The organism is Paenibacillus sp. BAC0078 (assembly GCF_054483875.1).
The window spans coordinates 23928-49142 of record NZ_JBTLRW010000016.1 but is presented as its reverse complement, the minus strand read 5'-3'; the positions used below and the strand labels follow the sequence as shown (position 1 = coordinate 49142).

At 52.4% G+C, this 25215-nt stretch carries 20 protein-coding genes; 6 read left to right on the top strand and 14 right to left on the bottom strand.

Annotation, left to right across the window (positions count from 1 at the left end; genetic code table 11):
• Position 1: 1 nt before the first annotated feature.
• The 4 genes from ACX1DY_RS23785 to ACX1DY_RS23770 all read right to left on the bottom strand — a co-directional run bounded on the left by ACX1DY_RS23785 (position 2) and on the right by ACX1DY_RS23770 (position 7599).
• Positions 2-1651, bottom strand: a complete 1650-nt coding sequence (locus tag ACX1DY_RS23785; RefSeq protein ID WP_458966680.1) for a response regulator — start codon at positions 1649-1651, stop codon at positions 2-4.
• A 469-nt stretch (positions 1652-2120) separates the two neighbouring features.
• Positions 2121-2585: a GNAT family N-acetyltransferase gene (locus ACX1DY_RS23780; protein ID WP_458966679.1), complete on the bottom strand. Its 465-nt coding sequence runs from the start codon at positions 2583-2585 to the stop codon at positions 2121-2123.
• Positions 2575-3765 carry a formate-dependent phosphoribosylglycinamide formyltransferase gene (purT, locus tag ACX1DY_RS23775; RefSeq protein WP_458966751.1) on the bottom strand — a complete coding sequence of 397 codons (1191 nt, stop codon included), beginning with the start codon at positions 3763-3765 and terminating at the stop codon, positions 2575-2577. Before purT ends, ACX1DY_RS23780 begins: the two co-directional genes overlap by 11 nt.
• Before the next feature lie 147 nt (positions 3766-3912).
• Complete coding sequence (locus ACX1DY_RS23770) at positions 3913-7599, bottom strand: dynamin family protein (RefSeq protein ID WP_458966678.1); 3687 nt, start codon at positions 7597-7599, stop codon at positions 3913-3915.
• A 332-nt stretch (positions 7600-7931) separates the two neighbouring features.
• Between ACX1DY_RS23770 and ACX1DY_RS23765 the strand changes: the two genes are divergently transcribed.
• Both ACX1DY_RS23765 and ACX1DY_RS23760 read left to right on the top strand, forming a co-directional pair.
• Complete coding sequence (locus ACX1DY_RS23765) at positions 7932-8351, top strand: SRPBCC family protein (protein WP_458966677.1); 420 nt, start codon at positions 7932-7934, stop codon at positions 8349-8351.
• Between the two features lie 2 nt (positions 8352-8353).
• Positions 8354-8683, top strand: a complete 330-nt coding sequence (locus ACX1DY_RS23760; RefSeq protein WP_458966676.1) for an ArsR/SmtB family transcription factor — start codon at positions 8354-8356, stop codon at positions 8681-8683.
• 167 nt (positions 8684-8850) lie between these two features.
• Here ACX1DY_RS23760 and ACX1DY_RS23755 read toward each other — a convergent pair whose 3' ends face one another.
• From ACX1DY_RS23755 to ACX1DY_RS23715, 9 genes are all read right to left on the bottom strand, one after another.
• Positions 8851-9117, bottom strand: a complete 267-nt coding sequence (locus tag ACX1DY_RS23755) for a hypothetical protein (RefSeq protein WP_019910050.1) — start codon at positions 9115-9117, stop codon at positions 8851-8853.
• Positions 9118-9149: 32 nt separating this feature from the next.
• Positions 9150-9833 carry an endonuclease III gene (nth, locus tag ACX1DY_RS23750; RefSeq protein WP_458966675.1) on the bottom strand — a complete coding sequence of 228 codons (684 nt, stop codon included), beginning with the start codon at positions 9831-9833 and terminating at the stop codon, positions 9150-9152.
• Between the two features lie 329 nt (positions 9834-10162).
• Positions 10163-12910 (bottom strand): S-layer homology domain-containing protein, encoded by a 2748-nt coding sequence (locus ACX1DY_RS23745; RefSeq protein WP_458966674.1) that lies wholly within the window; start codon positions 12908-12910, stop codon positions 10163-10165.
• An 82-nt stretch (positions 12911-12992) separates the two neighbouring features.
• Positions 12993-13658: a GerMN domain-containing protein gene (locus tag ACX1DY_RS23740; RefSeq protein ID WP_458966673.1), complete on the bottom strand. Its 666-nt coding sequence runs from the start codon at positions 13656-13658 to the stop codon at positions 12993-12995.
• A 53-nt stretch (positions 13659-13711) separates the two neighbouring features.
• Complete coding sequence (locus tag ACX1DY_RS23735) at positions 13712-15148, bottom strand: N-acetylmuramoyl-L-alanine amidase (RefSeq protein ID WP_458966672.1); 1437 nt, start codon at positions 15146-15148, stop codon at positions 13712-13714.
• Positions 15149-15276: 128 nt separating this feature from the next.
• Positions 15277-16863: an N-acetylmuramoyl-L-alanine amidase gene (locus tag ACX1DY_RS23730; RefSeq protein ID WP_458966671.1), complete on the bottom strand. Its 1587-nt coding sequence runs from the start codon at positions 16861-16863 to the stop codon at positions 15277-15279.
• Positions 16864-17034: 171 nt separating this feature from the next.
• Positions 17035-17637 carry a 3-isopropylmalate dehydratase small subunit gene (gene leuD, locus ACX1DY_RS23725; protein ID WP_458966670.1) on the bottom strand — a complete coding sequence of 201 codons (603 nt, stop codon included), beginning with the start codon at positions 17635-17637 and terminating at the stop codon, positions 17035-17037.
• A 29-nt stretch (positions 17638-17666) separates the two neighbouring features.
• The gene (gene leuC, locus ACX1DY_RS23720; RefSeq protein WP_458966669.1) at positions 17667-19091 is read right to left on the bottom strand and encodes a 3-isopropylmalate dehydratase large subunit; all 1425 of its coding nucleotides are present in this window, start codon (positions 19089-19091) and stop codon (positions 17667-17669) included.
• Between the two features lie 167 nt (positions 19092-19258).
• Entirely contained in the window at positions 19259-19804 is a 546-nt protein-coding gene (locus ACX1DY_RS23715; RefSeq protein WP_458966668.1) for a GNAT family N-acetyltransferase, read from the bottom strand.
• A gap of 212 nt (positions 19805-20016) precedes the next feature.
• Between ACX1DY_RS23715 and ACX1DY_RS23710 the strand changes: the two genes are divergently transcribed.
• A complete protein-coding gene (locus ACX1DY_RS23710; protein WP_458966667.1) occupies positions 20017-20928 on the top strand; it encodes a LysR family transcriptional regulator in 912 nt (303 codons plus the stop codon).
• A 108-nt stretch (positions 20929-21036) separates the two neighbouring features.
• On the opposite strand, the gene ACX1DY_RS23705 is transcribed toward ACX1DY_RS23710, so the two are convergent.
• The gene (locus ACX1DY_RS23705; protein WP_458966666.1) at positions 21037-21243 is read right to left on the bottom strand and encodes a hypothetical protein; all 207 of its coding nucleotides are present in this window, start codon (positions 21241-21243) and stop codon (positions 21037-21039) included.
• A gap of 444 nt (positions 21244-21687) precedes the next feature.
• On the opposite strand from ACX1DY_RS23705, the gene proB reads away from it, so the two are divergent.
• The 3 genes from proB to proC all read left to right on the top strand — a co-directional run bounded on the left by proB (position 21688) and on the right by proC (position 25095).
• Positions 21688-22791 (top strand): glutamate 5-kinase, encoded by a 1104-nt coding sequence (gene proB / locus ACX1DY_RS23700; protein ID WP_458966665.1) that lies wholly within the window; start codon positions 21688-21690, stop codon positions 22789-22791.
• 156 nt (positions 22792-22947) lie between these two features.
• A complete protein-coding gene (locus ACX1DY_RS23695; RefSeq protein ID WP_458966664.1) occupies positions 22948-24195 on the top strand; it encodes a glutamate-5-semialdehyde dehydrogenase in 1248 nt (415 codons plus the stop codon).
• Positions 24196-24222: 27 nt separating this feature from the next.
• On the top strand, positions 24223-25095 hold the full coding sequence (gene proC / locus ACX1DY_RS23690) for a pyrroline-5-carboxylate reductase (RefSeq protein ID WP_458966663.1): 873 nt from the start codon (positions 24223-24225) through the stop codon (positions 25093-25095).
• The last annotated feature ends 120 nt before the right edge of the window (positions 25096-25215 follow it).

Here is a 25215-nt window from a genome sequence, read left to right as displayed (position 1 = left end):
CTTATCCTCCCCGGGCGCTGTTTTTGTACTCTTTGGGTGATTGTCCGTATTTCTTGCGGAAGCAAAAGCTGAAATAATTCGGGTCGGCAAACCCGATGCGTTCAGCGATTTCGAAAGCCTTCAGCTCCGTGGAGCGCAGCAGCTCCTTGGCAGCCTCCAGACGGATCTGCAGCAGATAGCTGACAAAGGTCATTTTCATTTCTTTCTTAAAAATGCTGCTGAAATAACCTGTGCTGATATGCAGGTGCTGGCATACTTTGCCGATGGAAATGTCGGACTCCTCATAATGGCTGCGGATATATTCAATGGCCTGGTCAATGAGCTGCTTGTAGCTCGACTGCCGCCCGGAGGCAATGGAATCCATCAGCCGGGTACACACTTGAATAATCCATTCCTTGGCTTCACCCATATTGTTGAATTTATGGAGCTCGCTCAGCGAAGAAATCCCCGAGCCGATGAAATCGTTCGCCTCGCTGCCCGACTCCTTCGCCACCCGCAGAATTGAGGTGATGATCTCCAGCAGGAAAATCTGATAGTCCTGCGTGGATACCTGCTCGGCATCAAGGCCGCTGAACAGCTCGTTCACAACCTCCTTAAGCTCCTGAACAGTGCCCAGCTTGACCGTGCGGATCAGCGACTGCCGGGTTAATTCATCATAAGCCAGCATCCGGCCTACTCTCGATTCCACATCTTCAATCCAGATGACTCTATTGTTACCAAGAATAAGCCGGTAATCCAGCGCCTGCAGCGCATCTCCGAAGGAATCGGACAAGAGTGACGGCGAGCCGCATACCGTACCGGCTCCCGCCGTCACCGTCAGTTTAAGAAAGCGCTGTACATTTTGGCGGATCTCCTCCAGGATGGCAAAGGTCTTGGCCGTAATCTCCGTCTCATCCCTCCCGGCACTTACAGAGAGCAGGACCACATCATCCCGGTGAATGAATACTTTGCCAAAGCTGATCTTATGGCATATCTCCTCTGCGATATTCAGCACAGCGAACAACTGCAGATTGCGGTCCCCGGTGTCTCTAAGGGAGACGGGCCTGCCTTCGGCTGCGGCTTGTCCGCTTCCCTCGCGAATATAATCTATGCTGATCACTGAGGACTGAAAGAGATTACCGGAGAGGTTGATGCCGTATTCGGCGCTTTTCTCGGCAATTTCTGCTGCACGCAGCCTGCGGGAGACCAGCGAAGAGAGAAATTGCTCACGCAGCACCGGAAGGCTCTTGCGGTAGTGCTCGGTGAGCTCATACACGTTCTCCTTCTCGGCAATTTCTGCCTCAATCGTCCCTCTGACCTTGAGCAGAATATCAATCAGCTCTTGCGAGGAAAACGGTTTCAAAATATACTCGTCAATTTGCAGCTTAATCGCTTTCTGGGCGTATTCAAATTCGTCATAGCCGGTCAAAATAATAATCTTGGTATTGGGGTGGCGGCTGCGAATCCACTCGGCAAGCTGCAGCCCGTTCATAAAGGGCATCTGGATATCGGTAACAACCACGTCCGGGAGCAGCCGGTCGATGGCATCCGCAGCTTCCCGGCCATTCTCGGCCTGATCTACAACCTCAAAGCCGTAGCTTTCCCAATCGATCTGTGCGATGATCCCTTCCCTTACGTCTTCTTCATCTTCAGCAAGAATCAATTTATACACGTTCATCCCTCTTTGGATCAGGTTTAGGTCATAATGAACGATTTTATAAAAGTTGAACTTTAGAGTTTCATATTGGGGGCTGGTCGTAACTGCGGGGAATGTTTGGACTTCCGGCCGCTGCCCAATTCAGATGTTTTTTTATTATATCGCTTAGCGGATAACATCTGAATACAAAGGCGGACGCATTCGCTCCGTAAGTATCCAAACTTCCCCTCCGTCACTTCTGCCCTTATATTTTTTTAGTTCAACTGATATAACAAGCGTTCAGCACTAAAAGTGTGTTGTACATTATCATACGACAATAGCGCCGCTGTCAATCCACAATATAAGGTTGCAGGCGAGTAGAGGATTTGCCGTCTTAATCTAAGATAAGTTAAATATTATGCTTATTGTAAGATAATACCGAATTTTTCGCAAAAAAAAACCATCCCGCTTGAACCGGGATGGGGATGATCGGTAACGTATAGGATTATAGCAAGGTTTTGTTAAAGCGGTAGCCGGCGATTTTTTCGAATCCGATGTGGCGGTAGAATGCATGCGCCGGTGCGCGCTCCACACGGTTGCCGCTTCTCAGGAACAACTGGCAGCAGCCCTGCTGGCGGGCCCGTTCTTCGGCTGCAGCGACCAGTCTTTTGCCAAGGCCGTTTCCTCTATGCTCCTCTGATACGATCAGCGCGGTAATCTCCATAATACAATCCGCATGCTTGTAATAGGATTTCACCTGCCGGAGTCCAACCATTCCCACAACTTCGTTATCAAGCTCTGCAACCAGTGTGCAATGGAACGGATCATTCTCCATGTCTTCCATTCTTTCTTTCATCACGCTAAGCGTTGTCGGATAGCCGAATTCCCGCAGAAGGGCTGTCACTCTCTCCAGATCATTCATGCCGCATTTGCGAATTTGCAGTACCTGCTCCTGAGTACTACTGTTCATCCTCAATTCCCTCCACTTTTAGCATAGACGCCGCCTGCTTGGCTGCTGTCCGCGCGATTTCCACATCTTCCGCCGCACTTAACGCTACGGCCATCCGTCGTCCAGGACGGACCTCCGGTTTGCCGAACACTCTAACCTGAGTACGAGGAAGCGCGAGTGCTTCACCGATTCCGGTTACTCTAAAAGCTTGTCCGGCTGTTTCTGCCTTCAGGGTAGCTGATGCGCCCGGTGTCAGCAAGTGCACCGAGTCCAGCGGAAATCCAAGAATGGCTCTGACATGCAGAGCAAATTCCGATAAATCCTGTGTAATCATTGTAACCATTCCGGTGTCATGGGGCCTTGGCGAAACTTCACTGAAGAGTACCCCCTGATCCGTTAAAAACAGCTCCACACCAAAAATTCCATATCCGCCAAGCTGATCGGTTACCGCCTTGGCGATAGCCTGGGCCTCGGCAAGCTGGGACTCACTCATGTGATGCGGCTGCCAGGACTCCACATAGTCGCCGTCCTTCTGTATATGGCCGATGGGAGGACAAAATACAGTCCCGCTTACAGAACGCACAGTCAAGAGTGTAATCTCACTCTCAAAGGTAACGAACCCCTCTACAATAACACGGGTGCCTTTGGCGCGTGCGCCTTCAAGCGCGATATTCCAGCAGTTCTCTGCATCCTCCGGCCGCTTGCAGATGCTCTGTCCTTTGCCGGAAGAGCTCATAATCGGCTTAATCACGCAAGGAGTGCCAAGTTCTTCCACCGCCTGACGCAGCTCGTCCAGACCGTCAGCGAAACGGTAGGCTGCAGTCGGCAGGCCAAGCTCTTCAGCAGCAAGCCGGCGGATGCCTTCCCGGTCCATAGTCAGCCGGGCCGCACGTGCAGTAGGAACTACGAAAAAGCCTTCTTCCTCCAGCTCCAGCAGTGCATGGGTAGCAATCGCTTCAATCTCCGGCACAATCAGATCCGGCTTCTCGGCACGAATGAGCTTCTTCAGCGCTTCCGCGTCAAGCATATCAATAACATGGGAACGATGGGCCACTCCCATCGCCGGTGCAGCTTCATAACGATCCACAGCTACGGTCTCTACGCCAAGGCGCTGAGCTTCGATAATGACTTCCTTGCCCAATTCCCCGCTGCCCAAGAGCAACAGCTTACGGCTCTGGGCTGAAAAAGGAGCTCCCCACATTGTCGATTCCAACCTCTTTCGGCAATTTAACTGCTGCGTTCTAGTTTTCTGTAAACGATGCAGTTTCAATTGTAAATTTTCAGGCTTCTTTATTTTCTTCCATCATCCGTCAGAATGCAAGTCTTCATCGACATTTTCCTACAATCTTCACAGATCGCTGTCCATGATATTGCCAAAAGCAGCTTCCAGCCGCAGTAATTCTGTGCTTAGATGACTCCAATGCTCTGCCGAATCACCCCCTTTCAGCAGCTCTGTCATGGCTGCCTCCCGTTCAGCAAGACTCTCGCGCAGTGCATGCGCCGCACGGGACAAGGCCGCCCCCAAAGCATCTGTGTAGAAGTCCAGCAGGTAGCTTTCAAGCCCTGAAGACGCCCCGGCTACGGCATCCTTAAGCCAAGGCTCCGCAGCGGCTCTTACCTCGTTCCGTCCCGGACCTTCGAAGAAATGGCGCGGCGATTTGAACCGGTTCCACAGTGCCGGCCAATCCAGCGGCGCAAGCTCGGCTTCCAGCTTGGCTGGAGAATTCCAGCGTTCATTACCATTTTCTAAGTACCGAAGCTCCTCTGCCGGTATGAACAGCTCTTCGGCTGCCGATACCGCCGCTGTATGCACAAGTCTGATTCCTGCTGCTTCCAGCCGCAGTGTAGTCGCCCATAATTCCTGTTCCAGCTCACGCTGAACCGTGCGTTCAAGTTCTCTTCCACAGGCTGTGAAGATTTCTTTCAGGTTACCGCCATCCTCCCGAAGCAGGGATGGATGGAACGACTCCTGAAAGAAACGGCCAAAGGAAAAGGCAAGCCGCTGGCGGACATGATAGATCAGCTCCTCGCCTTCCCGGCGCAGATCGCGGCGCGGACGCTCTTCGGCTTCCAGTGCTGCCAGCCGCTGCTCAGCCTTCCGGCGCTGCTCCTGCAGCTTGCGCATGCCCGCTTCACGCTGGTCCGCAGCAAGCTTGGCCGTCTCCAGCCATTCCCCGGCACGGCGGCGCACCGAGACCAGGCTCTCTTTAGCTGACGCAAGCGACAATCGGGGCAGCTCTCCGCCCGCGAAATCCGCAAGCGCCTGCTCGAAGCCGGCGAACCGGGACGCCTCATACACATCCTGGCGGTTTGCGGTCTTTCCCTCCAGCGCAAGCAGGCTGGACAAGGCATACATCCTGGGCGCGTTCAAGCCTCCGGCACGCAGATTCTGCGCGACATGCTGCCGGACCTCCTCCAGCTCCGCTTCATCCGAAGCCAAATCGGAGGCGTTGATGATAAAGAACATTTTATCCAGCGCAAAGCTGTCTTTAATCCGCCCAAGCTGGGCGAGCAATCCCCGGTCCGCCTTGGAGAAGGCGTGGTTATAATAGGTCACAAAACATATCGCGTCCGCATTCTTCATGTAACCAAAGGTTACTCCGGTATGACGCGCATGCAGGGAATCCGCGCCGGGGGTATCGACCAGCACAATGCCGCTTGCCGTCAAAGGGCAGTCATAATACAGGTCAATCCCCTGAACGTAGCAGGCACGTGTCTCCTCGGCAACAAGCAGGCGGTATTCCTGCAGATCAACGGTACGCACCGTTCCCAAGAGAGGCTCCGCCTCCTTCCAGCCCGCTGCTGCCGCCCGCAGAAATCCGGCATGCGGCAGCGCTGAAGGATGAAGCCCGCTGACCTGGACATTCGCGGCCGCAGCCGTCCATGAGTGCCGCTGCGGCGCAGCCAGCTGCAGCACGCTGAAGGAATGGAGGATGTCCTCCCAGAAATCCTCCGCCGTCTTCATGGCGACCACCGCGCTGGCGTGACGGAAGTCCCCTTCCGGCGCCAATATGCGGTTAACCGCCGCCGTGGCGGGATGCGGAGACACGGGCAGCACCTCTTCGCCAAGCAGCGCATTGGCGAAGGAGGATTTGCCGGCGCTGAACGCTCCGAACAGCGCCAGGGTGAAGCGGCCGCCGGCGAGATCCGCCGCCCGTGCCGCCAGGCTGCGCGCAGCCGAGGCCATCGCCGGCTCGCCGCGCAGCAGCTCTGCCGCAGCGTCCAGCGCCGCTGCGGCCTTCCCGAGCCGGCGGCGCCCGCCCGCCGGCGAAGCCGCCCCCGCCGCAAAGCCAGCTGCGGCGGGGCTTCCAGCCGCTGCGCTGTGCGGCGGCTGGGTCTCGCGCGGCGCGGCGCTAAGCGCGCCCGCCCGCGGGGTAACCCTCACCTCCGGCACCGGCAGGGTGCCGGGGGTGAGGGTGCGGCGCGGCGGCAGCAGCGCCGCAAGCTCGGCCGCGCGGGCGTCCGCCGCGCGGGTAAGCGCGGCCAGCGCGTCAAGGGCGCGCGCCTGCCGCTGCAGGGCCGCCTCGCGGCGCGCAAGCTGCGCGCGCCGCTCGTCCAGCATAGGCGGCAGCTTCGCCAGCAGCTCATCGCCGAAGGCCAGGGCGGCGCGGCGGAAGCCTGCCTTAATCTCAGCCGCGAGAGCGCGGCAGAGATTAAGCAGCGCCTCGCCGGAGAACCCGGTTCCCGGCTTAACTGCAGCCGCCAGCATATCCTGGCTCACCGCCGGGAGCCCTTGCTTAAGTGCCGTGTCCGCCGCCTCGTCCCAGAGTCCGAGGCCTTCTCCCCATTCCCGCACGAGCTGGAGCAAATGCCACTCAAGCTGGGCGGTAACCTCACGGCTCTGCAGCGTATGCCAGGCTTCCAGACGTTTCTGCTGCTCCTTCTCCCGCTTCGCTGCGGTGAACAGCAGCCCCCGCCGGAAGCCGGGACTGACGCTTTCCGCATAGGCCCCCGCCGCCGATCTGACCTCTGCCGGCATCAGGCTACTGTTGCCCAGCAGCGCATCCAGGCCAGCGCGCAGATTCAGCCGCGACTGCTCCGCAAGCCCGCTGATCACCTCGCGCTCTTCCGCGCATTCAATAAGCCCGCGCTCCACGGTATCCTTATCCGCAGTGCCCGCCTCTTCCTGAAGCTGCTCCCGTTCTTCCCGCTGCTCCTGCCGGTAAGCCTCCAGCGCAGCGTCTGCAGTATGATGCAGAGAGCGTGACAAGCTAAACTGCAGCAGCTCTTCCCTTTGTTCCAGCAAGGAGGCAATCACGGTGAGCAAGTCATCCCACTGATTAAGCGGATGATCCCCCGCTTTTAGCGAAGTGAAGAGTATTCCGGCCGATTGAATGCCCCACTGCCCGAAAGCGCTTTCCAATTGCTCCCGGTACACCTCAATCGTTATTTCCCGTTCACGGTGCTTGTCAATTTGATTGACGATAAGATACAGAGGTTTTCCCCAATCGCTAAGAGCTTTGGCAAACGCCAGATTATTCTCGGACTGCACATGATTGTAATCCATCACATAGAACACGACATCGGCCAGATGAAGCGCTGAATGCGTAGCTGCCTGATGTCCGTTATCGGTGGAATCTACCCCCGGAGTGTCCATCAATACCCCGTGCGCCCCCAGCAGCGGCACATTCTCCCAGACATCAATGGCTGAGTAGTCGCCGCCCCTGCGGCAATAATCCTGTAGCTGATCGGGAGTAGTCTCCCATGCAGAAGGCTCTTTTCCCGGCTCGATTGCCATAGGATAGAGCAGAACACGCGGTGCTCCGTTACGGATAGATACGATATTGGCACTGGTAGGAACCGGCCCGGAGGGCAGCACAGAACTGCCGCATAGCTGATTGATCATGCTCGATTTTCCCGCCGAGAAATGCCCGCAAAAGGCCAGGGTCAGCTCACCCGCAGCAGCTTTCGCCTGCAGATCAGCAAAAATTCGTTCCGCAGCCGGATCTTCCCAACGTTCCATAAGCTCTCTTAACAGTGTAAAAGGCGACTCTTCCCGGATTTCCTTCACCATCTTGGCCCTTTCCGCTCCCACTTTAATTCCCACCTTCTATATCTTGAATCGTATGCTCACAATAGACATTCATACCGCTCCTTCGCGGCACTTCAGACCATGATACTTCGTAGAAGGGCCCCCAGTTTGGCTTCGTCAAAATTCGAGGCTTCATAACAATTCCCTCTGCTCGGACATCGTTATTTCACAATAGAATAATTACATTTTATCACCGAATTGCCACAATTCAAATGATAACTATTTACAAAATCCCCTATTATCCTTCACGAAAGATTGCAAAGTAACACCTAAAGGTGTTATTATCAGAGCGAAGTTACAAAGTTGCTATACAAATCAGGAGGGAATCTGCACACATGGATAAGACATTGCCCGAAATTCGTAAAACTGTAGTTCTGAATGCACCCATTGAAAAAGTATGGAAGGCTGTTGCCACTTCGGAGGGAATGGCAGCCTGGTGGATGGACAATACATTTGAGCCGGCTCTGGGCCATGAGTTTATTCTCCGGTCCGGCCAATTTGGCGATTCTCCTTGCAAAGTCACCAACATTGAGCCGCCTTACCGGCTTGGCTTCGATTGGGGGAAAGACTGGCATCTCGCGTTTGAGTTGAAAGAGCTGGAGAACAGGCAGACAGAATTTACACTTATTCATTCAGGCTGGGATGAAGCAAAGGTCACCGAGTTTGGACAACCTCATACGATCATTCGCGGCATTATGAATGGCGGCTGGGAGAGCATCGTCAAGGAAAAACTCGTTGCCTACGCAGAGGCCTGACCGTGTCAGTTCCTGCAGCGCAGCATGATGTATTTCATGCCATCGCCGATCCCACCCGCCGGAGCGTACTGAAGCTGCTTGCTGGCAAAGATATGCCTATTGTCGCGATCTCCGAGAACTTTCCCCTTTCGCGCACGGCCGTTAACAAACATCTGCATATTTTGACGGATGCGGGTCTGGTAAGCCGTCAGCGGGTGGGGAGGGAGACGCGGTACAGGCTAGAACCTGAGCCGCTGGCTGAGCTGAGAGACTGGCTTTCCTTCTTTGATATCTACTGGGATGACAAGCTGTCTCTGCTGAAAACCTTCGTTGAGAATGATCTCTCAGAGTAAGAAGAGGCCGCATGTATTTCCCCAGACAGATTCTTATCTTATAACAAAAAGAGCCGGCCCGAGGGCCGACTCCTTTTGTTATATATAAGGAAATAGAGGTTCCACACCATCCATCATCCTTACATTTCTACTTATTGGTGATAGTTATTGTTACCTTAGGTGACAACTTAGGCAGTTTCCAGTACTGGCAGCAGGATTTCGAATACCTTGCCGTGCTGCAGAATGGTCAAACCGCGGGATTTGTCCTTCATCACAACAACTTCCGGTTTCTGGGACATACGTTCCAGGTAATGCTCAGGCACATCGCCGGAATGGCTGATTGTAATGCCTTCCACTTCCTGCTCTTCATTTTCCTCAAGCGGGCTTTCTACCACCCGTTCAAAAATATCGGAAAAAGCTTCAAAATTATCGGTATATACAGAAATGCACTTCATCTCAATCCCATCCTCTTCTTCATCTCTAACTCTTAGCTTGTTTTTGCCGTATGATTGTTAGCTTTTCTCGTTACAGCCGGTTTCATACGTTTTTTGCCCTCCCGGCAAACATCCAGCAGCGGGCAAACCTGACACTTAGGATTCTGTGCTTTGCAATGATATCGTCCGAAAAAGATCAGCCGGTGATGGGTCAGTGTCCATTCGTCCCGCGGCACCGCCTTCATCAGCTTCTTCTCCACTTCCAGCACAGAGTCCTTCCAGCCCGCTAGCGCAAGCCTTTTAGCCACTCTTTCCACATGTGTATCCACGGCAATAGCCGGCACTCCAAACGCATTGGACACTACAACATTAGCGGTCTTGCGCCCGACACCCGGCAGAGTAACCAGCAGCTCATGGCTCTGCGGCACTTCTCCGCCGTACTGCTCAATCAGGATCGCGCAAAGGCTTTGAATATGCTTGGCTTTGTTGCGGTATAACCCGATTCGCCGGATATCCGCCTCCAGTTCCTCAATCGGTACGGAAACATAGTCGAGCGGGGACTTGTACTTTTGGAACAGGTCCTCGGTTACTTTGTTCACTGTTGCATCCGTACATTGGGCTGAGAGCAGCACTGCTATCGTTAATTCAAAAGCATTGCTGTGGTTCAGCTCGCAATGTGCATCAGGGAACAGGTCTCCAATGGTATCCAGAATGTGGCGGACCTCTGCAGCTTTCATAGCGTCCCCTCCACGAAGTGTTGCCGCCCGGGCAAGCCTGGCGGGCACAACCTCCCAAATTTCAAGTTGGAACGGCTTCACTGTCCTTAAGCGGGACGGCACCGTTGCTGCAGAAAGATAAGAAACATTTATGTGTACAAACATAAATTCATATCTTTCAAGTGGAAACGACTTCGCCGTCCTTAAAAGGACGGTATCCGTTTCAGCGAGAAATGTAAGGATAAAGTATAGGGTGAAACTTATACTTTCTTACATTTCAAAAAAAACGTCTTGATGCAGGCAAAACGCCTGTATCAAGACGGTGCTTCACACGGAAAATCACCAAGCCCTTATTGTTTCGCGATTTCAACAACAACGTCATTATTGAAATACATTATAATATTATCATTTTCTTTGAGAGATTGCACGGATAATGTCGTGTCTCCTTGATGAATATATACATTTGAAGGAAGAAGGAAGCGGTAAGTATCATTCAGAGTAACCCGTTTGGCAATAAGCTCTCCGCTTGCGCTCTCGTAACTTGAGAAGACCCGTTTCGACTGTGTGAAGACGCGAATGATGAGTGCGCCGTCAGCATCCTTGCGAACTTCCACGCGGTCTGCCGTAGTGAGTGTGCCGAGTGTTGTCGTTGTAACGCCATCCCGGATAATTTTCACCCCTCCGGTAACCTTCAAGCTCTGTGAAGCACCAGTATAATCCTTCACGGTCAACGTGCCTGCAGCGGCATCCACTGCTGACACCTGACCAGTAGTAAGCTTAACAGTCTGAATGGTCACCGGGGTGCTGCCATTAAATGAGACATTAATGAAATCCCCAACCTTCAGATCGCTGATCTTGATGTTCTGTGCGGATTCGTTGGTCAAGGCTGCTGATACGGTATAAATCTCTGATGTTCCTCCGGACCACTTAACTCCCAGCTTATTGGCAGCCGCATTGACTGAAGTAATCTCAAGCTGTACATCGGAATTTACACGAAGAATCGACACAATATCCTGATTCCCGGCCAGAACGGCAGTCACTGAGCTGTTCAGAGGAACATCCGTAACCGCAAGCGAAGTCCGCCCGAAGAAGTCAACAGACTGCGGATATGACAGATTCAAGGTCTGACCGTTAGCGAGCTTCAGGGTCATGATTCTGGTAGTAGTATTCACTCCTGTCAACACGCCTGTATATTTGGTGCTTGTCTCTACAGAAATTGCACGTTGTCCGGCAGCCACTACATCCACCTTGCGGCCTTCGGTCAGATTATATCCCATATTGGTCAGTGATGTGGTAGCTATCCCATCATAGGCTAGCTTTGTCTTTGCATCCAGTTGCACCAAATGAGCTTTATTATTGGTATCCATAACCGTCAAAAGCTGTGTCTTCGCACTGTAGTCAACCACTGAAGCCCCGGTAAACTGGTCAATCTGCCGGCTCAGCACTTCAATCTTGGTTACCTGATCACTGCTGTTAAGCGTGATTTGAACGTTGTCTCCTGCCACTGCATCGGCAATAAGGTCGCCAATTACAGGAGAAGTAACGTTCGGTATGACGATTGCCGGTGTGGTTCCCAGCAGCTTCACTTCACGAGTTCCATCGGACTTTTTGTATACAATAGAGGAGCTGGTCAGTTCAGTAATCGACCCCTGCACGGTGCGTTCTACCCCTGAAGTCACTTCTACCGTCCGGATAACATTATCCTTAATCGTATATTTGACCGAAGCACCCACCTTCAGATCGGCCGGCAGCAGCACAGCGTTTTGCGAGCTGAATAGAGAAGTGCCATCCTCCCATTTGAAGGTTTCTGCAGTCCCATTAGCAGCTTTGAATGTGATGCTCTTATTGGCTGTGTCGACACTCTGAATGGTGCCTGTTGCCGTCTTGTTAACAAATCCTGATGTCACCTGAACCTTGACGATCTTATTTGCTCCGCTGAAGGTTTCACGAAGCAGGGTAACCTTGCTTGCCGCAGCGATCGAGCTTGGTGTAATTACAGCTCCGTTCACATCCACAAAGGAGGTGTTCGCATCATAGCTGTATTGATCATATCCGGCAGGAGAATCCAGCCAGAGCGTTGCCGGAGTGCTTTTAGCAAAGGTCCCTTCAATCGTCTGCACCTGTGGTGTAGGATCAGTTACCTCTACGTAAGCAGCATTATAAGTAGCACCGATGACGGTTACTTTCGTATAGGGCTTAATGTCGCTAAGATTAATTCTTGTATCGGAAGTGCTGTTGAAGTAGGCAGTGCCGTAAGTCAGGTTGAAGACAGAGGTAGCCCCATTGCTGAACAGGGTCAGCTTGCCGTCTTTGAGTGCACTTATGCTTCCTTTGACAGTGTTGTCATACTCCAGCGTATTGTGAGCTTCGGCCCGGCTGAAGAAGGTTGCCAGTTGCGCACGGGTAACAGCGCCCTGGGGATCAAAGCGGTTTCCGTCCAATCCGTTGGCAAGCCCCAAGCTCACCGCTGTGTTTATGTAGCCCCGTTTGTTTGGAGTCACCTTGGCATCATCGGCGAAGCTGGTAGGCTTTGTGGATGCAGAGGCAGCCTCTGCACTTTTACCAAGCGCCCGGATCAATAATTCAGCAACCCACTCGCGGCTGGCTTTCCGTTCTCCCCAGGAGGTCTTCAGATTGTCAGCAGCCATCTCAACCGTCTTATCCAGCAAGCCCTGCTGGAACGCCAGCACGACATAAGGCTTATAGTAGTTCGTAACCTGGAAGTCCGTTGGCAGCACAACATCAGTGCTGGTATTTACATTGCCTTGCAGCTTCATGAAGCGCAGTGCCATCAGCACCGCCTCCTGCTGGGTAACGGAATCACCCGGACGGAATAAGCCGTTATTTCCCACAACAATCCCTTGGGAGGCCAGCTTGTAAACATGCTTTTCAGCCCAAAAGCCTGCTTTCACATCGGTGAAAATTCCTGTTGCCGCCGCTTGAGCGGATACGTTAGATGAGGTTGGTGCTGCTGTTGTAGCATTATCGGCAAAAGCGGCTCCCGCTCCGCCAAGCACCATCGCGCCGGCCAGCAAGGCAGATACCGCTTGAGTAGAATACGATTGAATAGAACGTTTTGACCTTTTTTGCCCGGACAATAGATTATTCCCCTCTCCATGATTCATTTGAATGTTACATACATCATTTCGTCAGTCTGCCATTCAATTCCTGCATAATCTTTTAAACGCCGCTATTATCTCTGGTCATAGGATGCAGCAAATCAACATGGCCCATCAAGCTCTCCACTTGTTGTCCATCCACCAGAACCTCGATACTCTTCACTTCTTTGAATTGGAAGAACGTTTGGGTCAACGCGCTAATGGCAAAAGCTTCGCCGCCAGCACCAAGCTGCGCTTCGTCCGGCTTATGAATGTCCATCTGAATCTGCCCGTCAACAAATTTAAGCGATTTAAGCTCGATTTTTCCCCATAAAGGAATCTGGTCCGCTTTATCACTGCTTTGCAGCGCTTTGTAGGCTTCGCTGTATTTCTCTACATCATCTGCAAAGCTTATTGTAGCTTTGGCCGGAACCAGCTCCATCTGCTGCGGGTCCGTATAGTATACAGATATGCTCTCACTCTTTTTCTCCGGCGCATCCGGATGCTTTGTAGCAGCAGGAGCCGTACTCTCGGCTGTCGGCTGTGGCGTTGCCGTGGCTGTAGCTGTGGCGGGTGCATCTTGTCCTCCGGTGTTGTTATTTCCGGTATTGCCTCCAGCTCCATTCACAACTGCAGGTGAAGCTTGCACGCCTTCATTTGCCGGCGCCGCTGCAGGCTTCTCACCGCAGCCGGCGATCACAAGCAGAAGCAGTGCTGAAATTCCAGCATATGTTAATTTGTTATTCATCAACATTTACCCCCTCTGGATGAATATTGGCAGACATAGCCGTATGGCCGCTGCTATAGTCCGAGATATTCCTTAATTCCGCTGACAATACCAGCAGCAACCTTATTCTGCAAAGCTTCGGAGAACAGCAATGCCTCATCTCCTTTATTGCTAAGATACCCTACCTCAAGCAGAACAGCCGGCATGGTGGTTTCACGGATAACATGGAAATTCCCATAACGTACGCCCCGATCACTAAGTCCGGTCGCCTGGACAAGATACTTATGCATCACATTCGCAAGCGCCTTGCTGGCATCCCGCTGATAATAGGTCTCTGTTCCGGTCGCTGCCGGGGAACCGCTGTTGGCATGTACAGAAATAAACAGATCGGCCTTAAGATTGTTCGCCATTCCCGCCCTGTCTTTCAGCTCCAGGAAGGTATCATCACTGCGGGTGAGCACTACATCAATATTGCTTTCTTTTTTGAGCAGCGCTGCTGCTTTCAGCACAACTGCCAAATTGAAATTTTTCTCATATTTGCCTGTAGCTCCAACGGCACCGGAATCCTTGGCTCCATGCCCGGCATCAAGCACTATAAGCTTCCGTCCGTTATTTACAGGCGGAGTTACCGGAGTATCCGTACTTACCGCATTCAGATCAATGATAACAAGCTTGGAGACATCTCCCGTTACGTCGACGCTATAATTTTTGGCTTGATTCAAATCAATAACAAAACGGACTGTATAAGGGGCAGTACTAAACAGTGAATAACGCACACCGGAAATATCAGGATAATCCGTTACGGTAAGCTTGCCGTTCAGACTGGAGTCCAATTCCTGTCCTGTCCTGAATAAATCAGAGAAATTTGCATTAGGCAAATCTATCACAATCCGCTCGGGCCCCGTCATCTTGGACACCTTCGGCTGTGAACTTCCGTCCATTGCAATGGTCAGCTTATTCTCACTGAAGCTGATCCCATTGACCATGGTCAAATTAGCCGTAGTATCCGCCGGAGGCACAGTCCCGTTTGTTCCGTCACCGCCGGAATTTCCGCCTGTACCGGCGTTAGCATCAGGTACTTCTGGGGTAATAAGGTTTACAACCTTTGCAGTATTGTCCCATTTGACCGTAAGACCAAACTGCTCACCAATGAACCGGATCGGCACCAGGGTTGTATCCGTCCGCAAGAGCGGGGCGGCCGTAAGGGTCACGGTTTTGTCATCAACGGAGGCCGTAGTCTGATCCACAAACAGCTTGATCGTTTTCCCTTGTTGCTCAATGGTGATTGTCTTGCTTTTCTGATCCCAATCCACCTTATATCCAAGGTTCTCAGCGATCATTCTTAGCGGTACCATGACTGAGCTGTTCACATTTTCAACAGGTACGTCCTGTCCTGCGGTCAGCTCCTTGTCATCAAGAAAAATCTTGTTAGTGCCGGCAGCGGCATGTCCATGTCCCGGCAAAACAACTACAAAGAGCAGCAGCAACAGCATAAAAACAAATTTTTTCATCCTTCACCTCTAAGAATCTAGTATTCCGCCTATAGTGGCGTTCATGATGACAGCAAGGCTGACAACCTTCGACATTGTATAGACGCCGCCCTCATATAAAAGTTGCGAATATATGCCAAGTTCGCAATCTATAATCCCAGGTATTCCTTGATTCCGGCGGCGATCTCCCGGGCTAAGCTGTCTTGAAACTGCTCGTCATACATACTCGCTTCATTTCCTGGATTTGTAAGATAACCTACCTCCAGCAGCACTGCAGGCATACTCGTTTCTCTGGTGACATGAAGGCTTTTGGTTCGGACTCCGTTATCCTTGAATCCACTCCCGGCTATCAGATGCTTGTGCATGATCTGGGCCAGCGGCAGACTCTCAGTCCGTGAATAATAGGTCTCGCTGCCATTGACTTTATCCCTGTTCGGATATTCAGCAGGCAATGAATTTCCATGCACTGAAAGAAACAGATTGGCTTTTGCAGCTTCAGCGATATCCACCCGTGCCTGCAAGCCCAGAGTTTTATCCTCAGTGCGGGTATATACAACTTCAACCAGTCCATCCTGCATGAGCAGTGCTCCAACTTTGCGGATTACTGCAAGATTGAAGTCTTTTTCCAGTCTCTTTGTTAAGCTGACGGCTCCAGACTGTGTACCGCCATGCCCGGCGTCAAGGACCACAATAGGCTTTCCGGTCGCTCCAGTGCCGCCCGTATTAGGTGTGGTATTCACGACATTCAGATCAACAGTTACAAGCCCTGTGGCGGGATCGGTGCTCACCTGATAAGGCTGGACGCCTACGGTCTGTATTACAAACCTGACGGTGGGCGGACTTACACTGAAGAGTGCATAGCGCAATTCAGAGATTTGCGGATACCCGGTGACATCCAGCTTGCCTTGCGGGCTGCCGCTTGTGGAAACCCCCGGAAAGCTGCCGGCAAAATCAGAAGCAAAAGCTGCCCCCGGAAAATCAATGACGATGCGATCCGGTTGGGTCATCTTCGTAACGGTAGGCTTGACGCCACCCGCTGTCGCGATAATCAGCCTGTTCTCACTAAATACGGCTCCCATTACCTGTGGAGAGCTTACAACCGTTCCCGCACTGCCAGGAATAGGCGTTGGGGTAGGCACCCCGATCCCGATCACAACATCTCCGTCTGTTCCTGAGCTGTCTGCCGGTACAGAGGTTGGCACCGGTGTAGGCGCAGGTGCAGGTGTAGTTGACGGTACCGAAGTAGGCGACGGCAGAGGATTTACCGAGGTACCAGTCCCGCTTGGAAGCCCTCCACTCAAATATACGGTCTTGTCGGTGTTGTCCCAGCCGACCTTCAGCCCGAATTGCTCGCTTACAAACCGGATCGGCACCAGCACCGTTCCGCCGCTCTGCTTGGGCGCCGCATTCAGCGCGAGCGTGACTCCATCCGCTTCCGCAGTTGTACTGCCTACGGCCAGTTGAACACTTTTACCGTCCTGCTGAACGGTTACTTTACGCGATTTCTGCTCCCACTTCACGTCAAACCCCAGGTTCTCCACGACCACACGGATGGGAATCATAACGCTTCCATTTACATTCTCCAGGGTGATTCCCTTGGGGAGCGCAAGCTCCTTGTTGTCCATAATGATTCTTCCGGTGCTGCCCCCTGCAGCAGCGGCTTCATGGCCGGCGAATGATAGCAGCAACAGTGGCAATAGCAGTAGAAAAAGCACTCTTTGTCCGGCTCTTTTCATCCTTCCCTCTCCTTCTGGCAAATGATAGAAATTTACTTTGATAAGATTAAGACGACAGAAATCCCCAAAAGTTGCCTCCACCGGCAACGAATATATCGATTATAGCAAAAAAACTTCTATTTCCGACACCCGGAAATAGAAGTTTTGTGTAAAACATGTAAAGTTTTCGTATTAAACTAACAGCTTCGCGGCATGGCGCTCTTCGTAGGCTGCGATTTCATCCGCATGCTGGAGCGTCAGTCCGATATCATCGAGTCCCTGCAGCAGGAACTGGCGGCGGTGCTCATCCAGCTCAAAGCTGATGCTGAGTCCGTATTCATCGCTGAGCTGTTTATTCTCAAGATCCACAGAAAGCTTGTAGCCTTCATGCTCAGCCGTCCGGTTGAAGAGATCATCCACTTGGGCTTCCGAGAGCTTGATCGGCAGAATGCCGTTTTTGAAGCAGTTGTTGTAGAAGATATCGGCATAGGAAGGTGCAATCACCACTCTAAAGCCGTAATCCATAATCGCCCAAGGAGCGTGCTCACGCGAGGAGCCGCAGCCGAAGTTGGCCCGCGAGATCAGCACGGATGCCCCTTTGTAGCGTGGTTTGTTCATTTCAAAAGCTGCATTGTCATTGCCTGCTTCATCAAAGCGCCATTCGAAGAACAGGAATTGACCGAATCCCGTACGTTCAATCCGCTTCAAAAACTGTTTGGGGATGATGGCATCCGTATCCACATTTACCCGGTCCACCGGGGCAACGATTCCGGTTAATTTTTTGAATTCTTCCATGATTTTATCCTCCTGCTCTCTCTCAAATTCTATGAGTTGACGGCTTCCGTCTTGTAGTTCCAGTCACGGACGTCGGTAAAACGTCCCTTGATCGCAGCCGCAGCCGCCATTGCAGGGGATACCAGATGCGTACGTCCGCCGCGTCCCTGGCGTCCTTCAAAGTTACGGTTCGAAGTCGATGCGCAGCGTTGTCCAGGCTGCAGGACATCCGGGTTCATAGCGAGGCACATGCTGCAGCCCGCTTCACGCCATTCAAAGCCCGCTTCTGTAAATACTTTGTCCAGACCTTCCTTCTCAGCCTGCAGCTTCACACGTCCTGAACCCGGAACAACGATTGCTGTAACCTTGTCGGATACCTTGTGGCCTTTGGCAACCTCGGCAGCGGCGCGCAAATCCTCAATGCGTCCATTCGTGCAAGAACCAATGAACACATAATCAATGCCGATTTCGGACATTGGTGTACCCGGCTTCAAATCCATATATTCGAGCGCTTTTTCAGCAGCCTTGCGTTCATTCTCAGTCGTGAAGTCAGCCGGATTCGGCACATTTGATGTAATATCCGTGCCCATGCCCGGGCTGGTTCCCCAGGTCACTTGCGGAATCAAGGTTTCCACGTCAAATTCAACAACCGTATCGTACTGGGCGCCTTCGTCGCTGACAAGCCCCTTCCAGCTCTCAACGTAAGCATCATACGCTTCACCTTGCGGCACATATTGGCGTCCGCGCAGATAGTTGAAGGTGGTTTCATCCGGCGCAATCAATCCAGCTCTCGCTCCGCCTTCAATAGACATATTGCAGACGGTCATACGTTCTTCCATCGACAGCTCGCGGATCGCTTCGCCTGTATATTCAATAACATAACCGGTTGCGAAGTCTGTGCCGTATTTGGCGATAACGCCGAGAATCATATCCTTGGCGGTTACGCCTGGATTGCGTTTGCCTGTGAAACGGACTTCCATCGTTTTGGCCTTGGACTGCTGAAGACACTGGGTAGCCAGCACGTGCTCAACCTCACTGGTGCCGATACCGAAAGCCAGTGCTCCGAAAGCGCCGTGTGTGGAAGTGTGGCTGTCGCCGCAGACAATCGTTTTGCCGGGATGCGTCAAGCCGATTTCCGGACCCATAACGTGTACTACGCCTTGGTCGATATCATTCAGGTCAAACAGTCTTACACCAAAATCACGGCAGTTCTGTGTCAGCGTATCAATCTGCTGCTTGGAGATCGGGTCGGTGATATTGTAACGGTCTTTGGTAGGCACGTTATGGTCCATTGTTGCAAAAGTGAGGCCCGGACGGCGCACCTTTCGGCCGCTGAGGCGGAGACCTTCAAAAGCCTGCGGAGAAGTTACCTCATGCACCAGATGCAGATCAATGTAAATGATGCTTGGCTTGCCTTCCTCATGATGGATTACGTGATTGTCCCAAATCTTTTCAAACATTGTCTTGTTGCCCATATTTTCACCTCATAAAAGTAGAATCGTTCATTTGAAGAGAAAGTGGAGTCTCTCTTGAATGCTCTAAATATAACATCGGGGTGGTTATAATTCCAAGATATGATTTCTATAAAACCAATAGGTTTGACCTATAAGCATACTAAGTGCAACAACCAAGGTGTTGCTGCTTACTCAGGGCCATTTATATAAAACATCTTATGTTCTTCAAACTTTCCGTTGATTTTCACAAGATTGTGCACCAGTCCCTGCTCCTGAAAGCCCGCTTTCTTCAGCACCTTGATCGAACCGGCATTTGTCGGCTTCGCACCGGCCTCTATCAGCTGCAGTCCGGCTTCCTTAAAAGCATACTCCAGCACCAAAGGTACCGCCTCGCTCATATACCCCTTGCCCTGATGGCCCTGATCCAGTAAATAGCCCAAGATCCATTTCTGCTGTGAATCCAGCACGATATGCACAAGAGAAATATCGCCGATCAACCGGTCATTTTCATGTAAAAAGATCCCGAAAGAATAACTCCGCTTCTCCTCTCGAGCTATCCCCCATCCGGCAATCCGTCCGCTCTGGTTCTCCAATGTATAAAAGGCATCATCCCGTTCAACAGCAGAAAACTGTTCAAAAACTCTCCGGTTGCGCAGCTCCAAATCCAGCAAAGCCTCTGCGTCCTCCGGCATAAAAAATCTGAGATATACATTTGTTCCCTGGTATGTAGTCACATTTGATCCTTCCTGTCCTTATAATATCCGGCGAGCCAGCCCGTTGATTAATACTCTTTCAGTCTAGCAGCAGCAAAAATATTTGTACATTCACATTGCAAGTCTCGTCTTGCTGACTCAAACTGGAAGACCCCCTCCCGAAACAGTTCTACCTATGTTAATAACTCCGCTTATAGGATATACTTATAAACACATCTTTTAAGGAGCCTCTTATGGAACTTAGACAATTACAGTATGCATTGCAAATTGCGGCTGAGCGGAACTTTTCCCGCGCGGCGGACAAGCTGCACATCGCCCAGCCTTCGCTCAGCCAGCAGCTCTCGAAGCTGGAGAAGGAGCTTGGCGTGCTTCTGTTCCAGCGTAATACCAGTTCGGTGGAGCTGACCCATGCCGGAGAAAAATTTGTGGAGCAGGCGCAGATCATTATTGATGCTGTGGAGCTGCTGCGCCAGGAAATGTCCGATATCTCCCAGCTTCGCAGCGGACGGGTGGTTGTAGGAAGCATGCCGATTACCGGGGCGCATCTGCTGCCGCATGTGCTGCCTGTATTCAAACAGAAATATGCCGAAGTCGAGATTACCCTGCTGGAAGACTCCTCAATGAATCTGGAAAAGCTTACCGCCAGCGGCCAGACCGATCTCAGTCTGCTCTCCCTGCCCCTGGAGATTCCCACCCTTGCCTATGAAGTACTTGGCGAGGAGCGGATTGACCTTGCCGTCCCGCCAGAGCATCGCTTGGCTTCGCGGAGTGCTGCGGGCATTCGTACCACCTTGGAAGAACTGAAGGATGAGCCGTTTATTGTGCTAAAAGAAGGTCAGGGCTTCCGCAAAATGACAGTCGAGCTATGCCGGGAAGCCGGATTCGAGCCGCGTATCGTCTTCGAAAGCAACAATATGGAGACCGTCCAATCGCTTGTTGCCGCCGGAATGGGTGTGACTTTGGTTCCCCACTTCATCGCCCGCGCACCGCGTAGCGAATTTGTTCCGGTCTATCTTCCGCTCGCGGAGCCGGTGCCCAGCCGGACTCTGGTTGTGGCTTACCGCCGCGGCCGTTATTTATCCAAGGCTGCGGAGGCTTTTATGAAAACCTTCAAAACAACGGTAGCAGATCTGGCAAAAGAGTAGCTGCAGATTATCGGCAGTGAAAGGTTCGGATATAGTTAATGCCCTTTCGGCTCCAGTCACTGGAAACAAAAGGGCATTTTTGCTGCTGCGTTGCCTAATGGTTGTAGCCTATTTATTATGCTGATGGCGGTAGGTGATCAGACGGTTCTGCTCATCCGGCATTTTTGCTGTACTCTCGTCGACCTTGCCTTCTTTTCTTGAATCAATGGTATTGTCTTCAACAAATTCCCGGATCACGCTGTTTTGAAGCTCGTCCGCCTCTCTGGAATGCTTATGCTGATCATGCTGCTGCTGGACATTTTTTCCTGTTTTCAAGAATAGCCACCTCCTGGTACAGATTACGGGTATTTTGCCCGTTCCTCCACAAGGATAAACATCATTTCCTCCCAAGCTTTTCTGGTAAAAATATTAGTTCGCTCTCCCTTTGCAAACCCGACTTCTGCATGGTATTCTAAATGACAAATAGTGAAACGTGCAGACGGGACCAGTACGAACAGGCCTCTATCCGCGAGCAGAGAGTAAATTCCGGCAGGCTGAGAGAATTTACCGCGGTTGGCCATTCCGAATCCTACCCCCGAGCGGCCTGCTGCCTGCAGGACGGAAACTCCCGTTATGAGAATGAAGTCGGATGATCCCTCATCAATGAAGGTGGTACCGCGGAAGTTATTCAGCTTTCGTCCTTTGCTAAGTCTAAGGATGGGGGCTTTTTGTCGTTTTCAGCTTGATGAAGATTTAAATTTAAGAAGGAAGTGAAACACAATGACAACACGAATTGTGGTCAAAATCGGCAGCAGCTCGCTCACCGGTCCTGAAGGCGGATTGAACCGCGAGGCCATTGCTTTCTTCGCCGCCGAAATTGCTGCGTTGCGCCAGGACGGCTGTGAAGTGCTGCTGGTCACCTCCGGTGCGGTGGCGGCCGGATTCCGCGGCATAGGTTATCCCTCCCGCCCCAAGCTGCTGCATGAGAAGCAGGCCGCCGCTGCGGTTGGCCAGGTGATGCTGATGCAGGCTTATCAGGAGGCTTTTGCGGGGCATGGCATCCCTACTGCGCAAATCCTGCTAACCCGCACCGATTTCTGCAGCAGACGGGCGATGAATAACGCCGTAATGACGGTGGAAGAGCTGCTCCGGCAGGGAGCCGTGCCCATATTCAACGAAAATGATACCGTGTCGGTCGATGAGCTGAAGTTCGGCGATAATGATACGCTGTCGGCGCTGGTGGCGAACCTCCTGAAAGCATCACATCTCCTCGTACTGACCGACATGGACGGAGTGTACAGCGGAGATCCCCGCAAGCATCCGGATGCCGTCCGCTACCAGCATGTGGAGGAAATTACTCCTGAGATTTACGCCATCGCAGGAGGGGCCGGCTCCAGTGTAGGGACTGGCGGCATGCGTTCCAAAATCGACGCCGCCAAAATCGCCACACGCGGCGGAGTGCCTGTCTTTATCGGCAGAGCCACAGAACCCGGCGATTTACAACTGGCGGCGGCGGGAAATGGCAAGGGCACTTATTTTGCCACTTCATTATCCTCTTTGCCTGTCAAGAAACAATGGCTTGGCTTCATGTCCACTCCGCTCGGCTCCATCTATGTTGATGATGGCGCTGTAGAAGCGCTGCTCCATGGCGGTCACAGCCTGCTGCCGGTTGGAGTTAAGCGGATCGAAGGAAGCTTCCATTCGGGGGACGTTGTGGAAGTTCTCGGGCCGGATGCCCAGCTGCTTGGCCGGGGGATTGTCAATTATGATGATGCCCAGCTCCGCAGCATTCAAGGCCTGCCGAGCCGTGAAATTGTACCAGTGCTGGGGGAAGTCCACCGGCTGGAGGTTATTCACCGCGATGAATGGATTACACTGCGGTAATCACAAAACTAAGTTTATGCTTCCGATGTAGTTTTGTTCGGGGCTAATTCACAGGAGCGGATGCTCACAAAACTTAAGCTAATGCTTTCGAAGCGAGTTTTGTTCGAAGCAAATCCAAGGGAGCAGACACTCACAAAACTTTCAGGAGGGTTAACCATGAGTGAGGTTGTAAGCAAGGCAGCGTTAGCTAAGGAAACTACAGGTGTGCTGGCAAGTCTGAGCACCGATCAGAAGAATGAAGCCCTGCTTGTCATGGCAGATGCCCTGGTCCGCGAAGCGCCGGCCATTATTGCCGCTAATAGCGAGGATCTGGAACGGGGCCGGCTCGGCGGAACACCGGAATCCATGCTCGACCGACTAGCGCTTGACGTTGGCCGGATACAAGGCATTGCGGAGGGGCTGAGGCAAATCGCCGAACTCCCTGACCCTATTGGTGATCATCTGGAAACGATCGAGCGGCCTAATGGACTTTATATTGAGAAAATCCGCGTCCCGCTTGGGGTCATCGGCATTATATACGAAGCGCGTCCCAATGTAACCGTGGATGCTGCGGGCCTATGCCTGAAGACAGGCAATGCCGTTGTCCTGCGCGGCGGCTCCTCTGCTCTGTCTTCCAACCGCAAAATCGTCGAAGTGCTGCATAACGCACTCGACGCAACGGCAATTCCAAAGCATGCGCTGCAGCTGATCGAAGACCCGAACCGCTCCTCCGTGGATCAGATGCTTAAGCTGAACGGACTGCTTGATGTAATCATCCCGCGCGGCGGAAGCTCGCTGATCCAGAACGTTGTGCTTAATGCCACCGTCCCGGTAATTGAAACGGGGGCAGGCATATGCCATACTTATCTCGACGCCAGCGCCGAGTCGGATATGGCACAGCGCATCAGCCTTAACGCAAAGGCCCAGCGCCCCTCTGTGTGCAACTCGATGGAAACTCTCCTTGTGCATCGCGACTATGCCGATAAGCACCTGCTGTCTCTGGCGGAAGCGTTCCGCGAGGTAAATGTCGAATTGCGTGGCTGTCCTGAAACCGTACTCCAGATTCCTTGGGCACTGCCTGCAACCAAAGAGGATTTTGCCACCGAATATAACGATTATATTCTCAATGTCAAAATTGTCGGCGGGCTGGATGAAGCGCTGGGGCATATTGCCGAGTTCAGCACCAAGCATTCGGAATGTATCGTAACCGGGGATGCCGCAAATGCAGAGCGTTTCTTGCAGGAAGTAGATGCCGCTGCGGTCTACCATAACGCCTCGACACGGTTCACCGACGGTTTTGAGTTCGGATTCGGGGCGGAAATCGGGATCAGCACCCAGAAGCTCCATGCCCGCGGCCCTATGGGTCTGCCTGCACTTACTTCAAGCAAATACAAAATTCACGGCTCCGGGCAAATTCGGGGGTAAGTCAATTTATTAGGGGGAATCTCAGTCATGTGTCAGCAACCAGCAATTCCATTAATCAATCATAAAATTGTTTTTTACGGGGCAGGCTCGATGGCTGAAGCGATTGTGCGCGGGATGATTGCCCGTAATGTAGTTGAGTCCGGCAACATCGTGATGCTTAACCGCAGCAGCAGCGAACGCCTGGCCGAGCTGCGCAGCCGCTATGGCGTCCTGGGCTGCAATGATCCTGAACAAAAAACAGAACACCTGCGCACAGCTCCGGTCATCGTGCTTGCCATGAAGCCCAAAGATGCCGCAGAGGCTCTGCGCGGACTTGGACCACTGCTCTCACCTGACCAGCTGGTGATCTCCGTTATTGCCGGAATGACGATCCGCACCATGCAGGGACTGCTTGGCACACCGCAGCCTGTGGTACGGACCATGCCCAATACCTCAAGCTCTATCGGTCTTGGAGCGACCGGCATCGCCTTCTCCAAACAAGTGGATGAGCAGAGCCGCCGGATAGCGCTCAATATGTTCGAAGCCGTAGGATTAACCTCTGTCATCGACGAGGACCGGATGGAAATTCTGACCGGAATCTCCGGCAGCGGTCCGGCCTACATCTATTATATGATGGAAGCGATGATAGCCGCAGGCATTCGGGGAGGACTGCCGCCTGAACAGAGCACGGAGCTGACGGTCCAGACTGTCCTCGGCGCTGCCCGTATGGTGCAGCAGACAGGAGAAGAGCCGGCGGTCCTGCGCAAAAAAGTAACCTCACCAGGCGGTTCCACACAAGCAGCCATTGAGGTTATGGAAAAAGGCGATTTCTTTGAAACGGTAATCGCCGCAGTCAACCGCTGTGCCGAACGCTCCCGCGAGATGGGCGCAGCGCTTGAGAAAGAACTTTCGGAGCATTGATATATTGCATGCAATAAATAAATTCGTATAAATTAAAAAAGATCGCAGCCTTTCCCATTGGGAAAAGAGCTGCGATCTTTTTTAATTAAGGCATCCGCCATATGCTTCTGTTCTCTCTTC